Consider the following 16,939-nt stretch of genomic DNA (forward strand, 5'->3'; position numbering starts at 1 on the left):
CTTAAAAATAGAATTAATCTTTGAATTCGATTAAATTTTTCGACAATTTTTTACTTGACCCTTAGTTTATTATATTTTACTATGAATATCAATAATCCTTTGTAATAATTGTACAAAGATATCTTTTTTTATTTTAAACAAAGAATAATATAATTATATATTAATTTATTTTTAAAATTAATTCCTGCTTAAAAAATAATAATACCTGCCTATATAGGCAGGTATTATTAAAAAAGAGGGAGAGAAAACTTTTATTTTCTTGTATGTTATTCATTTCACAATTAATTATACCATGCTTCATATAATTTGTAAATATATATTTAAGATAAAACATCCCCTTACTTAATAAATTATTAAGCAAGAGGATGTATAGAATATATCTTTATTACTTTAAGGCATTATAATTATGAATTAAGCAAGACCTCTTTCTTCATCAGTACCAGGAACAACATTATCTAAAACTAAAGTTATAATTGCTGTTACTGCCATACCAGTGCTTCCAATAGTATTAACAACTTCAGCTATTACTTTAGCATTTGGAAGCTCTAATGGATTATTGCCAAAGTAAACTGGAAGACTTAGGCCCATGAATAATGCAAAACCAACGATCATTTGGTTTCTTTGAGAATTCATGTCTGCTTTCATTAAAGTACTAAGACCTACTGCAGCAATTAAACCAAATAATGCGCAATAAACTCCACCTACTACTGGACTTGGAATGGTAGCTACTAAAGCACCTACCTTAGCAAATAACCCTAAGCCAATTAAAAGGATAGCTGCTACAATTGCTACATATCTACTTGCTACTTTAGTAAGTCCTACTCAACCAATATTTTCAGTATAACTACTATTAGCAAATCCACCAAATAATCCAGCTAAAAAACAACCGATACCTTCAGAACCAATTCCTTTATTAATCTGCTTAGTAGTCGGTTTTGGTGCACCTGACACATCAGCCATAGAGAAGTAATCTCCAAAAGATTCAATTGTTGATGCTAAATATGCAGCAAACATCGCTAAGATATAAGATATCTTAAACTTTGGTACTCCCCACGGAAGAATTAAAGTTTTAATATCTCTAAACCATGGTGCATTCCTCACTGGAGCAAAGTCTACATAGCCAGGTGCTCCTGCTTCTATAATCCCTGTTAAAGACCCCGCTAATGCTACAAGATACCCAATAACTACTGCAATTAAAATTGGGAATAAGCTAAGTTTTTTGTTCTTACTCATTAAAGAGAAATATAATACAGTAACAATCACTATAATAGAAATTGCCCAGTTTCCTCCAGCTTGTGGTGCTCCTGCTTCATATAATCCTAAACCGATTAACGTAATAGTCGGTCCAATCACTATTGGACTAATGAACTTTCTTAGGAGTCCCATTAAACCAGAATAACCTATAATTGCCTCAACTACAGCCCCGGCCATAATAGCTCCAGAAATATAAGCCATAGTCCCTGGTCCACCAGCATCAGTTGACGCAATTATCGCTAAACATGGAGCAATAAACGAGAAAGATGTTCCTTGAATAATTGGTAAACCTGTACCAATACTAACTTGAAGTAAAGTTGCTACACCAGCTGCAATAAAACAAGCACTAACTAAAACAGCCATCTGCACCGGATTCATACCTAATTGAGGCCCTAATAATAATGGTACAGCTACTGTTGCTCCAAACATTGTTAAGATTGTTTGAAGACTTAATCCTAATGCTTTAGAAAAAGGTTTTGGCACATCATCTAAACCATAAATAATTCCCTTTTTATTAGTATTTTCATCTGCTTGTACTGCCATTTTAATATAACCCCCTCTTGGTTGTTGGTTAATATGTTTCCTTAAAGTTAAATCAGATTATTCTTTTGCAACTTTTATGCTTCAAATCCTCCTTTCATTATAAATAAATTTTATAATTACAAAATTTATTAAACCCTTTATTTACTAAAATTTATTTTTTAAAATTTTCCGACAACTTTTACATAACAATTGATTAGGGTTATTGCTCCCTGATTTAAATAATATTACTAAATCAAGGAGCAATTAACTTTATTTATAAGAAACTTTAATTACTTCCTTCTTTTTCTTTTAATGCATTTAAAATCTTTTCTGGAGTAATTGGTAAGTCTTTGATTCTAATACCAATCGCATCATAAACTGCATTAGCAATAGCAGGGGCAGCCGGAATCATTGCTGGTTCAGCCACTCCACGGGCTCCAAACGGACCATGCTCTAATGCATTCTCTACTATATTAGTTTCGATATTTGGTATATCCATAGCAGTTGGAATCTTATAGTCAACAAAAGATTTGTTTAGAAGCTTACCTCCATCATATACAAACTCTTCAAATAGAGCTGTACCAAAACCTTGGACTAATCCACCCTCTAACTGTCCTTCTACTAATTCTGGATTGATTGCCGTACCTACATCGAAAGTAGAAATCATATTTAATACTTCCACTTGACCTGTCTTTGTGTCTACTTCAACTTCAGCAGCATGACAACCATAAGTCCAGTGATTTACAGTTCTACCTTGACCATTTTCATCAAGATTACTCACATCTTCTGGAATATATACGCCACGACCGATTACCTGTCCACCTCTACCGCTTCCATCTGCATACTGTAGACCAATAGCATATTTACTAATTGGAGCTTGTTTGTCAGTATTCTCTGGATCAGTAGTATCAAAGATAATACAATCTTCCATGTCTAAATCATCTATATCTACTCCTAAGTCCTCAGATGCATAATCAAATAATTGCTCTCTAGCATCTTCAGCAGCATTGATGATAGCATTTCCTACTGAGAATGTAGTTCTACTACCTACTGTCTGCCACTCATAAGGAGTATAATCAGTATTTGGAGTTGAAACATTAATAGCATCTATAGAAACTCCTAATGCATCGGCAGCCATCTGAGCTAAAGCAGTATAAGCTCCCTGACCGATATCAGTAGCAGTGATTAATAAGTTAATAGAACCATCTGCTAAAACCTGAATAAGTGCACTAGATGCTGCATTTGGAGGTGTAGAAGGTCCTTTATAACCTCCAGCAATACCTTTTCCTCTAATTTTATTAGGATTTTCTGTATCCTCTGTTTCATCTAACTTAATCTGTTCAGCAGTTAATTCTAAAGTTTCACTATATCCTACATTTGATAATTCTTCACCAGTTACATTCTTAGAACCATCTTTAAGAGCATTCTTCAATCTCATTTCTAAAGGAGTAAAACCTAAATCTTCAGCAATATTCTCTATATGCTGTTCAATACCCCAGTGAATCTCACACATACCAAAACCACGATAAGCACCTGTCACTGGTCTATTAGTATAAACACAATAGGAGTCACCTTTTACATTTGGGATCTCATAAGGACCGGCACAAGAATAACCTCCAGTCTTACTTACGTTTACTGTATAATCGTTATATGCTCCACCATCCCAAATATACTCTATCTCTTGAGCAATGATATCTCCATCTTCTTTTACGCCTGTTTTATATCTAGCAACAAGCCCTGGTCGAGCGGTTGCACATTCAAACTCTTCAGCACGAGTATAAGTGATCTTTACCGGGCGACCTGGTACCGATTTAGATAAAGCTACAGCAATTGGAGTCTCTGGATTTAAACCAGCTTTACCACCAAATCCACCACCAATCGGTACAGAATCAACTCTAATTTGATTTAGTGGTTTTTCAAAAACTACTCCCACTAATTCTCGTAAAGCATCTGGTGACTGCGCACTAGACCAGATATTTAATTTTCCATTTAATTGAGATTGAGCAACACTAACGTGAGTCTCAATTGGAACGTGTTGTACCATTGGTACTTCAAACTCTTCTTCATAAATGTGATCAGCCTCTTTAAAAGCTTTATCAGTATTCCCTTTTCTTAACTTAAAATGATTACTGATATTACTATCCTTAACCGGATGGATAAAGTCAGCATGACCATAATCATTAATATTTTCATGGATTAAAAGATCTTTTTCTTCCAGTGATTCTTTTGGATCAACAAGAGATGGTAATTCTTCATATTTTACTTCAATTGATTGTAATGCTCTCTGAGCAGTCTCTAATGTTTCAGCAGCTACTGCAGCCACTGCATCACCAATAAACCTTACTTTATCTATAGCTAATACAGTTCTATCTCCAATATATAACCCTGTTACATTTGGGAAATCCTTTCCTGTAATTACTGCTTTAACTCCTGGTAGAGCTTCTGCTCTAGAAGTATCAATACTTATAATTTTAGCATGCTCATAAGGACTTCTTAATACTTTTCCGTATAACATATTGCTCATCTTTAAATCATCTGTATATTTAGCTGAACCAGTTACCTTTTCAATTCCATCTTTTCGCTTAACATTTGTTCCTACTACTTTCCCCATAACTATGCCACCCTCCTTACTGAAATTTAATTAATTTTCTCTGCAACAGCTTTAATAGCTTCTATAATCTTTGTATATCCTGTGCAACGACACAAGTTTCCAGCAATAGCTTCTCTAATTTCAAAATCTGTTGGATTAGGATTTCTTCTTAACAATGCCTCAGTAGACATAATCATACCTGGCGTACAATATCCACATTGTAAGGCAGAATATTCAATAAATGTTTCTTGGATTACACTAAGCCCACTTCCACTAGCTAAGCCTTCAATAGTTTCAATCTCTTTGCCATCTGCTTCTACTGCAAACATCATGCAAGCATTAACTGCTTTGCCGTCAAGAAGAACTGTACAAGCACCACATTCTCCTTCTGCACAACCTTCTTTAGCACCAGTTAAATCCATATCTTCTCTAATAAAAGTTAATAATGTTTGGTTTGGTGCAACTTCATACTCCCTAACTTCACCATTAACAGTAAACTTTATCTTTTGCTTCATAATCAATTTCCCTCCTCAAATTGAAAGGTTAATTTATCCTAATTTATCTACAACTTCTTCAATTCCTCTTTTAGTCTGAACCTCTATCATATTCTCTCGATATTCTTTAGTTCCTCTTAAGTCAGTAATTGGAGAAACTAATTCTGCCGCTTTCTTAGCAGCTTCATCAATTATTTCATCAGTAATTTCATCAGTATTTAAGATTTCTTCAACTTCAGTTGATCTAAATGGTGTAGGAGCTACAGCACCTAAAGCTACCTTAAAGTTATAACCTGAATCATCTTTTTGTCCAACTACAGCTACACCTATAATAGCTAAGTCTACAGCTTTTCTACGAGAATGTTTTACATACTTACCAGCTTGATTGACTTTAGGTTTGCAAATTTGAATTTCTGTTACAATTTCACCATCTTCTAAAATAGTCTGTCCCGGTCCTACAAAGAAATCTTCTGCTGTTACACTTCTACAGCCTGTTACGCCTACAATCTTAATCTCAGCATCTAAAGCTAATAAAGAAGTAAGCGTGTCCGCGGATGGAGAAGCATTACAAACATTACCTCCAATAGTAGCTCTATTTCTAATCTGATACGAACCTACAGTACGAGCTGCATTAGCTAAAATTTCCCAATGCTCTCTTACTACTCCAGATTCAGCTATCATATTCAATTTAGTAGCTGCACCTATTCTTAACACTTCTTTTCCTTCATCATAAGTTATCTTGTCAATTCCCTCTAATGCCTTAATATCAACGACATGCTTTGGTTCTAAACCTTTTTCCTGCATAGCAACAATTAAATCAGTCCCACCTGCTAATACTTTAGCATTTTCACCATGAGCCTTTAAAAGCGAACATACTTCTTCAACACTCACGGGTTTAAAGTACTCAAAATTCTTGATCATTTCTAGGCACCTCCTAGCTTTTTTCTTCAATTTAATTGGTTTTTTATAATAGCAACAATTCAATTATTTAAATAACTATTAAAATAATTGAACATTTATTAAAGCTATTACTCCTACTTTTAATCAATTCAAATTACTTATGTTTGTGATGTGAATTGATTAAATTTCACACAACAAATGAACTAAATTTCAGACAATTGATACATAAATCTTTAACAATAATAATTAAACAAAACTCTCAAACCAATTTTGTGATTTATCTACATCAATTGTCATTATCCGTTCCTCAGTATCAAAATTCGTCTTAAATCCACTCAATGCCTTTGTAATTATACCCTAAAAATAAAATAATCAATTTATTGTATATTACTAAATCACTTATTATACTATCATATTCGACAAAATTCTACAATGGAAATTATTTATTTTCCAAAAGAACACGCAGGATAACGACAGACATCACATTGTAAACATAACCCACCATGCGCCATTTCAATAATATCTTCTCTCATTACCCGTTCTTTAGTTAAGATTCTAGGAAACACCAAATCAAAAACTGTAGATTTATTATACATACCACAAGCCGGGATTCCTAAAATTGGTATTTCATCAAGGTAAGCTAACATAAACATAGAACCTGGTAGTACTGGTGCCCCATAAGTCTCTATTTTAGCCCCTGTCTTTTTAATTCCTACTGGTGTTACATCATCAGGATCTACAGACATACCGCCACCAGTAACTACCACATCTGCCCCTTTTTCAATTAAATCAAAAATCTCTTCTTTAATTAATTCTGGATCATCTGGGGCATAATTAACCCCTAAAACACCTGCATTTAAATCATTAATTTTTTGTCTAAAAACAGGAGCAAATTTGTCTTCTATTTCACCAGAATAGACTTCACTTCCAGTAATTATGATACCTACCTTTAACTGATGAAAAGAATTAACTGACATTATATCTCCTGTGATTTTTTCACAAGCAGCCTCAACCTGATCAATCTTTTTAGATTCGATAACTAAAGGATTTATTCTTGTCCCAGCAAGATTCTGTCCCTCTTCAACAGTTGTATTATTATGCAGAGTAGCTAAAATAAGATCATCAAAACTATTTATTTCTCTTAAAGCTTCTTCATTAACTTTAAGTACCCCAGCATTTTTAGCTACCAAATTCATCTTCCCTTCACTAGGGCCAACGAGTTTAATATTTTCTCCCTGTACTGCTTTAGCAATCCGCTCAGCTGCCTCTTCCTCATGACATTGATCTTCTCCAAGTTCAAAAGAATAAATATGATTCTTACCCATACTCTTTAACACTGGAATATCTTCTTCCTTAATTATATGACCTTTCTCAAACTTAACTCCCTTAAATTCACCAGGAATTATTTGAGTCATATCATGTCCTAAAACCATGCCTACTGCCTCTTTAACCGGTACCTTCTTCATTAGACCACCTCATTTTCATCTTAAAATAATTTTTTAAAAATTCTATTACCCTCTGCTTAAAGATAAAATTGACGTTACCACTGCTCCACCAATAGCTCGAGCTTTATCAGAAATAGTATAACAATTATCTTTAATACTTCTAGGGTCTACATCACCTAATTTAACTCCTTCTTTAACCTTAATACCTGATTTTAATAAACCTCTAATTACTCCATTAATCTTAGATTCTATAACCATGTCTCCTACGTAACCAAATATCTCTCCTACTGATATCTCATCTCCAATCTTTCTAGGCGAAGTAAATTTACCATTATCTGGGCTTTTGAACACTCTCTTCTTACTATAGCCTTTTATTTTTCCAGGAAGTCCAGTATTAGGTTTAGTTTGTCCTTTATAAATAATTCTACCCAAATCATGCCCTCTAGCTGTCTCAATTACTGCATCGACATCCTTTTTAGCTGTAAATCCTGGACCTAAACCAATAACAATTTCAGCATCATTAATCTGAGTACCTAAATTCTTTTTAGCCATAATAGCATCTACTACAACATCTGGCTTAAAATAATTAATTATTTCAGCTTTAGGATCCACAATAACTGGAACCTGACTTCTTTCAAGAATCTTTTCTATTTTATCAAAATCTTCTGTTTTTTTCGCTATGATATTCTCTACCTTATATTCACCTTGATAAACTGCTTCAGCTAAAGAGACTGTTCTTCTAACTACTAAAGGTTCTTCAACTTCAGTAGCTACTACCTGAAACCCAGCTTGGTATAGATTGTAAATCACACCAGTAGCTAAATCACCAGCTCCTCTAACCACTACTTTAGTATCTGATAACACTCTTATCAACTCCTATTAAAATTCTCAACTATTCATAGTATTTAACAATTTTTCATAATCTTCTTCAGTATCAATATCAAAAACAACCCCTTGGTCTTTTACTTCTATCCCTCTACTCTGAGTGCGATATTTATGAAGTAAAGGCCTAGCCCCTTGGTCTCCATCCATCTCTAACATATCTATCTTCAATTTCGAATCAAAAATAACTGGGTTACCTCTTTGTCCTTTATATTCTGGCCAAACAATCAATTCTTTTCCATATTTAAATTCAGTAATTAATTGATTAAGGGTATTTACTTCAACTAATGGTTGATCTCCTAGCATACAGAGAATTCCTGTGCAATCTTCCTCAATAGAATTTAAACCTCTAACCAAGGAAGTACTCTGGCCTGCTTTATAGTATGGATTATAAACTATTTTAATATTTAGGCTGGTCAATAAAGGCCTTATTTCATCATCATAATGACCAAGCACAACTACTATTTCATCAACATTAGCCATTATAAGATTATCAACAACTCTCTCTATAATTGTTTCTTCACCTAAAGATAATAACTGTTTAGGCCTACCTAACCTAGTCGACATACCGGCTGCTAAAACTATGGCTGAAATCATGATTTCACAACCTTAACTACTGGTTTTTTAGATTTAACTGCAGTCAAAACTACTTTTTCTATTCCTGCTTTAACTAAACGCTTTGCCATTTTCAATGCAAAATCATATCTAAGTGGAGTATCAACTTGGTTAATTAAAGGAATTACTCTATAATTTTGTTGTTGATTTAATAAAGAATAACCAGAATCGTTTAATAAGATTTCAACTATGATTTCAACAGTTATAGGCTGACCTAAATGGAGTTGAGGGTTAATCTTTCTTAATAGAGAGGCACGATGCAAATTTTGAGGGGTTAAATCTTTTCCAACTATTCTACTACCAATAACCGGTAGTAATAAATCAGTTTTGGAAGGAAGAATAGGTTCTTGTTGGTTGGGAATCTTAAAATCTTTACAAGCGGCTCCATCTGCTTCTACAATAATAGTTGTATCTAAATCTGTTAATCTATTAATCCAATCAGGGTCTATCCCTGATAACTTACCATTACTAGTAAGTTCTTTAGCAATTGTTACTAAAGATGCTTCTTCTCTATTTATTTTATCTATTAAAACGGTTAAATCTCTACCGATAATTAACTTTTCAGTCTCAGTAGAGCTTGGTTTCAAAATTTTAGTTGTAGTTGTTGTAATTATTTTATCTTGAGATCTTTGCTTTAATTCTTGAGCTAGTCTAAACATAGTGGAAGTTTTTCCACCTGCACCTACTAGAGAAATTATATCTCCAGCTTCTACTTCTAAAACTTTAGTTAACATAGAATCAATCCTTAATCCAATTTAAAATCTAATTTAGATTAAACTTGAATTGCCTCAATAAAGACTTCCATCCTTCCACCACAAACCATGCCTTCTTCAGCAGCTACATCATTAGATAACTTATTAGTATGGACTAAAGAATCCAATTGACCATTAATGATATCCAAGGCTTTTTGTCTTACTTCAGCTTCACCACATCCACCACCAATAGTTCCTACTGTACGACCATCTGGTAAGACAACCATCTTAGAACCTGCTTTTCTTGGAGTAGAACCACTGGTATCAATAATAGTTGCTAAAGCTAAAGTGTCATGTCCTCCTTGATAATCTGCTAAAAGCTCTATAGCTTCTTCACCAATTAGAGTATTACTTTGATCTCCAGTTCGTCTAATCTTAATTATTTCAGCTAGGATACTAATCCCAATTTCCTCTGGAGTTTCAGAGCCTATATCTAACCCAATTGGAGCATTAATTTGGTCTATTTCATTTCCACTATAGTCCTCTTCTTTTAATCTATTGAATATAGAGTATACTCTTCTCTTACTTCCTAACATTCCTATATATTTAGCTTTGGATTTGATTACTTGTTTTAAACAAGTATAATCATGTTGATGTCCTCTAGTGGCGATTACAATATAGTCTGCTTCATTAATTTCTATTTCAGCTGATACATTTTCAAAAGCAGTACAAATTACTCTCTTAACCTCTGGAAAAAGTTTTTGATTAGCAAATGATGGACGATCATCAACCACTATTAATTTAAAATCTAACTTCTTAGCGAATTCATATAAAGACTGTCCAACATGCCCACCACCAAATAATATTAATCGGGGATTAGGGAGATAAGGTTCGACTACAAATTCTATACTCCCTTTACTCTCTTCTAGTTCTAGATCAAGATTTTCAATTTGACCACTCTCTAAAGAACTTGAAGTATAGTCTGTTAATTTATCTAATTCATCATTAGATAAAGCGTCAGTAGGTAAATTAGTTAAATAATTACCGTTATCTTTAACTAATAATTTATTACCTACTAATTTAGAATCTGAAGCTTTAGTAATAGTACTTAAAGCTACTCTCTCCTTCGCTTCCACACTAGTTAATAATTCCTTAAAAATATTAACTGTCATAACCTTATCCCCCTATTTTAATAATCTATTTAAAGCCTAATACAACTTAACTCATTTTCATTATACAATATTTCGCGACAAATTCAAACAATAAATGAAAATCATTTGCTAAGCATTACTATCCTACTAAAGATAATAATACTCCTGCCGCTACTGCTGAACCAATTACTCCAGCCACATTAGGCCCCATAGCATGCATTAATAGAAAGTTTTTTGGATTTTCTTCTTGACCAACAGTCTGTACTACTCGAGCTGCCATAGGTACAGCAGAAACTCCAGCTGAACCAATTAATGGGTTCACTTCACCATTAGTTAATTTAGACATTAGTTTACCGAATAGTGTTCCTGTAGCAGTTCCAACTGAAAAAGCAACTAATCCTAAAACAATAATCTGAATAGTGTCAACTGTTAAGAATTTATCAGCACTAGCTGTAGCACCTACTGTTAAACCTAAAAAGATAGTTACAATATTAGTTAATGAATTTTGAGCTGTATCTAAAATACGATCTACAACTCCACTTTCTTTCATTAAGTTACCAAACATTAACATTCCTAATAATGGTATAGCTGATGGTAAGAATAACCCTACTAAAGCAATTACAATTATTGGGAAAACAATTTTCTCTGTTTGAGTAACTTTTCTTAACTGTTTCATTTCAATCTTTCGTTCTTCTTCAGTAGTTAAAGCCTTCATAATTGGCGGTTGAATAATCGGTACTAAAGCCATATATGAATATGCTGCAATTGCTATCGGTCCTAATAAATGTGGCGCTAATTTAGATGTTAAGAAGATAGCTGTAGGTCCATCTGCACCACCAATAATTCCAATAGAACCTGCTTCTGGAAGTGTAAATCCTAAAGCAATCGCTCCTAGTAATGTTCCAAAGATTCCAAATTGAGCCGCTGCTCCTAAAAGTAATGTTTTAGGGTTAGCTAAAGCCGGCCCAAAATCAGTCATAGCTCCTACCCCCATAAAGATTAAAGGAGGATATATCCCTAACTTAACACCATAATAAAGATAATATAGTAATCCACCTTTCTCCATTAACCCACCTAAAGGTAAATTAACCATTAATAATCCAAAACTCATAGGCACTAAGAGAAGAGGTTCATATTCTTTCTTGATAGCTAAATAGAATAAAATTCCTGCAACTATAATCATAATTGCTTGTTTATAACCTAAATTGGCATATCCTGTTGAACTTAAAAATTGTAATATTTTAGCTCCCAATTTCTCTTCCTCCTTTCTTAGTTAATTACTACCATTGCGTCTCCTTCGTTAACTGATTCTCCTTCTTTAACTTCAATAGAACTAACTGTTCCACTTACATTAGCTTGAATTTTATTTTCCATCTTCATAGCTTCTAAGATCAATACTACATCTTCAGAGTTAACTGTGTCTCCCTCACTAACTAAAACTTCCGTTACTACTCCTGGTAACGGTGCTGTTATATCACCAGAGCCACCCGCAGATTGTGATTCTTGTTTAGGCTGTGTAGGTGCAGAGTTAGTCTTTGGCTGAGTAGTCGTTTTGGCCTTAACTGGCTCAGTCTTTGTAATCTTTCTTTCTCCACCTTCCATTTCTTCAACCTCTACTTCATATTCTTCGTTATCTACTACTATTTTAAATTTACGCATTCTTTAGAGCACCTCCGCTATTATAATTTCTTAATCTATTCTGTCTCTTTAATTTTACATTACTTATTTTTCTACTCTTAGCTACATTTGACTGGTTTGCTAATAAACTTTGTCTACCACTTAGCTTCCAATTAGTTCCTGCTGGTTTAATAGATGTAATAACATAATCGCTCTCCTCTGCCATTAAATAGGAAGTAACAGCAGCACTAATAGCAGCTACCTTAGCTGCAGTAAGTCCTTTTGTAGATTCTGCTTCATTACTTACTGTTTCATTTTTGGTAACCTCTGCATTAGCCTCTACTTCCTCATCTTCATTCTTCTTTTTAAAAAAATAACCTGTCTCCTCATGAAAAAGCTTTTCAATAACTTTAATTACTACACCTAGAGCACTTAATGTGAATATCACTGCCAACATTCCTATTAAGCTTATCTCTAATCCTGTTCCAAAATTTTCCATCTTTCTCCCCCCTCTTATTTCTTAAAAATTAGTTTACAAAAATTTATTGAGTAATTAAATTAGCCTTTTAAGATTAATTGATAACTAACTTTTTAGAAAATAGAAAACTTTAATATCACGCATCTAACATAATACCAAAAATAATCAAACTTTGATATGGAAAGTTTAGTTATTAATTCCCTATCTTACTATAATGGCATGTTACCATGTTTTCTTTCAGGCCTATCAACCCTTTTACTACGCAACATCTGTAAAGCATTAGCTAATTTTATAGTAGTTTCTTCAAATTTAATTACATCATTAACAATTCCTCTTTGAGCTGCTACATAAGGATTAGCAAACTTATCTCGATATTCTGCAACCTTTTGCTCTAATAATTCCTCAGAATTCTCTGCGTTATTAATCTCTTTACGATAAATAATATTTGCAGCACCACTTGGTCCCATAACTGCTATTTCAGCTGTAGGCCAAGCAAATACTAAGTCTGCATCCATAGACTTACTACACATTGCAATATATCCTCCACCATAAGCTTTTCTTGTTACTAGAGTAACCTTTGGCACTGTAGCCTCTGTATAAGCATATAACATTTTAGCACCATGACGGATAATTCCATTATACTCTTGAGAAATTCCTGGCAAGAATCCTGGCACATCAACTAATGTAATCAATGGTATATTATAAGAATCACACATTCTGATAAATCTAGCAGCTTTATCTGATGCATTAATATCAAGACATCCTGCTTTATACTTAGGTTGATTGGCTATGATTCCCACTGATTGTCCATTAATTCTAGCTAAACCAACTACGATATTTTTAGCATAATCTGCTTGAACTTCAAAGAAAGTACCCGCATCAATAATCTCATTAATAACTTCTTTCATATCATAAGCTTCATTTGGATTTCCTGGTACAATATCTTCTAGTTGAGTATTCTTTTGTAAATCAGCAACATACCCTTCTATTTCAGGTGGTTCTTCCATGTTATTAGCTGGTAAATAACTTAATAACTCTCTAATTTGCATTAAGCATTCTTCTTCATTCTGAGTTGCAAAATGAGCTACACCACTTAATTGACCATGTGCTCCAACACCACCTAAGTCTTCTGCAGAAACTTCTTCACCTGTTACTGATTTAATTACACTAGGTCCAGTTAAAAACATCTTACTTGTATTTTCAACCATAAAGATAAAATCAGTTAAAGCCGGTGAATAAACAGCACCTCCAGCACAAGGACCTAAAATCACTGAAATTTGTGGCACAACTCCTGACATAAGAGCATTTCGCTTAAATATCTCACCAAAACCATTTAATGCCTCTACTCCTTCTTGAATTCTAGCTCCTCCAGAATCATTTAGAGCAATAAAAGGAGCTCCCATTTCCTTAGCCATATCCATCACTTTACAGATTTTCTCTGCATGAGCCGCTCCTAATGAACCTCCCATTACTGTGAAATCCTGAGCAAAAAGATATACTAATCTGCCATCAATAGTTCCATATCCAGTCACAACTCCATCTCCAACAGCTTTTTTACCTTCCATACCATGCTCTGCATAACGCGGTTCTACAAAAGGATTAATTTCAACAAAACTATTATCATCTAGTAAAAAATCAATCCTTTCTCTAGCTGTCATTTTACCTTTCTTATGTTGTTTCTTTATCCGTTCTGGTCCTCCGCCTTGACGAGCTTCCTCTTTTCTCTTTTGTAATTCATCTAATTTTTCCTTATTTCCCATTACTCTATCACTCCTAAACTAATAGTTTTAATATCTAGAGTTTAACAATTGTTTCTAATCTTACTTACACTTATTCTTCACAATTTGTTATAAGATTTATACTTATTACCTCTACATTTAACGACAATATATTTACATCTGTTATGTAATACTTTCTTCTCTAAGACAGTCCTTTCCTCTGTTATTTATTTATGAAGCATTGTATGATCTTTTGTAGTATTTACCCAAAATAAAAAACCGTCTATTTCTGGCATGCCACTTAAACCAGAAAAGACGGCTAAAATTTTAAAGTTAATCTACTTTAAACCACTAATCCTTCTACCTTTATATCAACCCTTAATACTGTTACTCCAGTACTATCTTCAAGTAATTTTTTAATATTTAATTGTAATTCATGGGCTACCTCATGTAACATTAAACCATATTCCAGAATTAATCTAATTGAAATTTCAGTACCAGCTTCATTCTGATTAACTTTAATTTTTTTTATTCTATCAACACGCAGATCTTGTTCTAATGTATATTCTACCAAGTCAGTCATAACTCGATCAGCAATTAATAACTTACCATAATAGCTAAATTTAGGTCTAACTATAGTCTTCTCCGCTGTAATTTCATCATTCTTATTAGAAAATAATAATTCTAAAGATTCCATTAAGTAACCAGAAAAGTTAGGCTTAACTTCGACATTAGGCACAGGTATCACATGCTTCCCTTCCTTTTGCCGTTGCTGCTTAGCCATCTCCATTTCTTCAGGTGAAGCAATATCCTCAATTCTAATTATTTCCGTAGGATCTACTAAATCTAAAGCCTCAATAATTCTATAAATCATTTTATCAGAAGTACCTAAGATTAATATACTAGGCACATCAGAACTATGAATGATACTCTTAATTTCTCTAGCATGCTCTTCTTCTATAAAAATAGCTCTTTTTACAGCTTTAATCTTGTTATCTTCCTGTTTAGCAGATTTTCCACCTATCACTTTACTACCTTTAATTAAAAGTCCATCGTCTATAATGTAATCTATATTATTACCATACGCTACCATCCGCGCTCGATGACTCTTACCAGTTCCACTCGAACCTACTAATGCATATACATCCATTCTCCCACCTCAGATAATTAATAAATATTACTCTTTACTTATTATATCTCGGTTCTGTTACATAATTCATTAAAACAAACCAACCAGCAGCCATTGCACTTCCAGCTAAAGTAAATGCCGTAAAGTAACCAAATAGATCAACTAATAAACCACCAGACATTGTAATTATAGTTACTGCTATTCCTGCTAATGAATTAGTTACTCCTACATAAGTAGAGACTTCTTCTTGAGGACAAAATTCAGGGATAATATTTAATAAAGAGATTCTATTAGCACCTAAAGCAAATCCACTAAATACGAATACTAAATAAAAGAAGGTAACATTCTTAGCTAAAATAGCTGTAACTATGGCTAAAATATTCAACACAGCTCCCCATTCTAAGACTATTTTATGACCTTTTTTATCACCTACCCAACCCCAAAATAGATATGCAAGAGCTTGAGAAGATAATAGAATTGTTGTAAAGTAACCAACAATTTTATCACTAACTCCTAGAAGATCAATTCCTGCTGCCGTATATAAACCATTTGCCATCCAGAAAAATTGAATCAAGATATTTGCTATTAAATAATTACGATAATTATCATCTTGTTTAATTAATTTCGGTAATGCACTAAAGTATTCCTTCAAACTCTTTTTCTCATTATTTATTGGATAAACCGGTTCTTTAGAACCCCAAACAAAAGTATAAGAAATAGTCGTTCCTATAAATGCAAGTCCAAATAAATAAACAAAATTTAAAGGAAAAGCATACTCTTTTAATATCCATCCAGCTGCCAGTGCTCCTAAAATCCCTAATATTCTACCTATAAAACTTCTAGTGCCAAAGAATTTGCCCCGCTTATCAGTTGGTATTATCTTAGAGATAAAACCAAACCAAATTGGTGTAAAGAAACCAGAAGAAAACGCATAGATAGTAAAGAAAATAAAGAAACCTATTAATAACATAGTTTCTGATTGATCAGCCAGAAAAAAAGTGCTTAAAGCCATCCCTAACCAAGCAATACGTTGTAAACTTCCTATAAGTAATACATACTTTTTCTTCTTTTTCTTACCTTCTACTAACTTTGCAGAAATAATTTGAGGAATATAGTTTCCTAAACGATCAATTCCAACAATTAAACTAACTAAAAAAGTTACGTTAGTTAACTTTTTAATAAACAACGGTAAAATTGTCTGCATGGAAACAAAACTTTTTCCGAAAGCAAAGAAAGCTCCATCTAGCGTATTTAAAGTAAAGTTTCTTTTAAAATTCTGCTCTACTTTTTGATTAAATTCTTTTAAGTCTTCATCTGATGCCTGTCCTGCATTATCCTGTCGTGCCATTTTTAACTACTGCCTCCATTCTTTATAATATGCTCTAACTATTTTAAAATTATTATTACTTCATATTTCTTCACTATATCCTTCATGCCTTTGTTGAATGTTTA

Annotated in this window: 14 protein-coding genes and 1 pseudogene; all 15 read right to left on the reverse strand. The window is 33.3% G+C overall.

Annotation, left to right across the window (positions count from 1 at the left end; all coding sequences use genetic code 11):
* Positions 1–411: 411 nt before the first annotated feature.
* Positions 412–1,797, reverse strand: a pseudogene (locus B5D41_RS14325) (uracil-xanthine permease family protein).
* Positions 1,798–2,062: 265 nt separating this feature from the next.
* On the reverse strand, positions 2,063–4,387 hold the full coding sequence (locus B5D41_RS01905; RefSeq protein WP_078808910.1) for a xanthine dehydrogenase family protein molybdopterin-binding subunit: 2,325 nt from the start codon (positions 4,385–4,387) through the stop codon (positions 2,063–2,065).
* Positions 4,388–4,413: 26 nt separating this feature from the next.
* Positions 4,414–4,881 carry a (2Fe-2S)-binding protein gene (locus tag B5D41_RS01910; protein WP_078808911.1) on the reverse strand — a complete coding sequence of 156 codons (468 nt, stop codon included), beginning with the start codon at positions 4,879–4,881 and terminating at the stop codon, positions 4,414–4,416.
* 33 nt (positions 4,882–4,914) lie between these two features.
* Complete coding sequence (locus B5D41_RS01915) at positions 4,915–5,781, reverse strand: FAD binding domain-containing protein (RefSeq protein ID WP_078808912.1); 867 nt, start codon at positions 5,779–5,781, stop codon at positions 4,915–4,917.
* Between the two features lie 422 nt (positions 5,782–6,203).
* Complete coding sequence (locus B5D41_RS01920) at positions 6,204–7,226, reverse strand: molybdopterin-binding protein (RefSeq protein WP_078808913.1); 1,023 nt, start codon at positions 7,224–7,226, stop codon at positions 6,204–6,206.
* Between the two features lie 45 nt (positions 7,227–7,271).
* A complete protein-coding gene (yqeB, locus tag B5D41_RS01925; protein ID WP_143555635.1) occupies positions 7,272–8,069 on the reverse strand; it encodes a selenium-dependent molybdenum cofactor biosynthesis protein YqeB in 798 nt (265 codons plus the stop codon).
* Between the two features lie 24 nt (positions 8,070–8,093).
* Positions 8,094–8,684: a molybdenum cofactor cytidylyltransferase gene (gene mocA / locus B5D41_RS01930; protein WP_078808915.1), complete on the reverse strand. Its 591-nt coding sequence runs from the start codon at positions 8,682–8,684 to the stop codon at positions 8,094–8,096.
* Positions 8,681–9,436 carry a selenium cofactor biosynthesis protein YqeC gene (gene yqeC, locus B5D41_RS01935; protein ID WP_078808916.1) on the reverse strand — a complete coding sequence of 252 codons (756 nt, stop codon included), beginning with the start codon at positions 9,434–9,436 and terminating at the stop codon, positions 8,681–8,683. The genes mocA and yqeC overlap by 4 nt, the downstream gene beginning before the upstream one ends.
* Before the next feature lie 38 nt (positions 9,437–9,474).
* The gene (locus B5D41_RS01940; protein ID WP_078808917.1) at positions 9,475–10,566 is read right to left on the reverse strand and encodes an XdhC family protein; all 1,092 of its coding nucleotides are present in this window, start codon (positions 10,564–10,566) and stop codon (positions 9,475–9,477) included.
* A 118-nt stretch (positions 10,567–10,684) separates the two neighbouring features.
* A complete protein-coding gene (locus tag B5D41_RS01945) occupies positions 10,685–11,797 on the reverse strand; it encodes a sodium ion-translocating decarboxylase subunit beta (RefSeq protein ID WP_143555636.1) in 1,113 nt (370 codons plus the stop codon).
* Between the two features lie 17 nt (positions 11,798–11,814).
* Positions 11,815–12,204, reverse strand: coding sequence for a biotin/lipoyl-containing protein (locus B5D41_RS01950; RefSeq protein ID WP_078808918.1), 390 nt, complete (start codon positions 12,202–12,204; stop codon positions 11,815–11,817).
* Positions 12,197–12,661: an OadG family protein gene (locus tag B5D41_RS01955; protein ID WP_078808919.1), complete on the reverse strand. Its 465-nt coding sequence runs from the start codon at positions 12,659–12,661 to the stop codon at positions 12,197–12,199. Before B5D41_RS01955 ends, B5D41_RS01950 begins: the two co-directional genes overlap by 8 nt.
* A gap of 188 nt (positions 12,662–12,849) precedes the next feature.
* Positions 12,850–14,400 carry an acyl-CoA carboxylase subunit beta gene (locus tag B5D41_RS01960; RefSeq protein ID WP_078808921.1) on the reverse strand — a complete coding sequence of 517 codons (1,551 nt, stop codon included), beginning with the start codon at positions 14,398–14,400 and terminating at the stop codon, positions 12,850–12,852.
* Between the two features lie 301 nt (positions 14,401–14,701).
* Positions 14,702–15,508: an Asp23/Gls24 family envelope stress response protein gene (locus B5D41_RS01965; RefSeq protein ID WP_078808922.1), complete on the reverse strand. Its 807-nt coding sequence runs from the start codon at positions 15,506–15,508 to the stop codon at positions 14,702–14,704.
* Between the two features lie 34 nt (positions 15,509–15,542).
* The gene (locus tag B5D41_RS01970; RefSeq protein WP_078808923.1) at positions 15,543–16,835 is read right to left on the reverse strand and encodes an MFS transporter; all 1,293 of its coding nucleotides are present in this window, start codon (positions 16,833–16,835) and stop codon (positions 15,543–15,545) included.
* Positions 16,836–16,939 lie beyond the last annotated feature (104 nt).

The organism is Selenihalanaerobacter shriftii (assembly GCF_900167185.1).
Taxonomy (GTDB): domain Bacteria; phylum Bacillota; class Halanaerobiia; order Halobacteroidales; family Acetohalobiaceae; genus Selenihalanaerobacter; species Selenihalanaerobacter shriftii.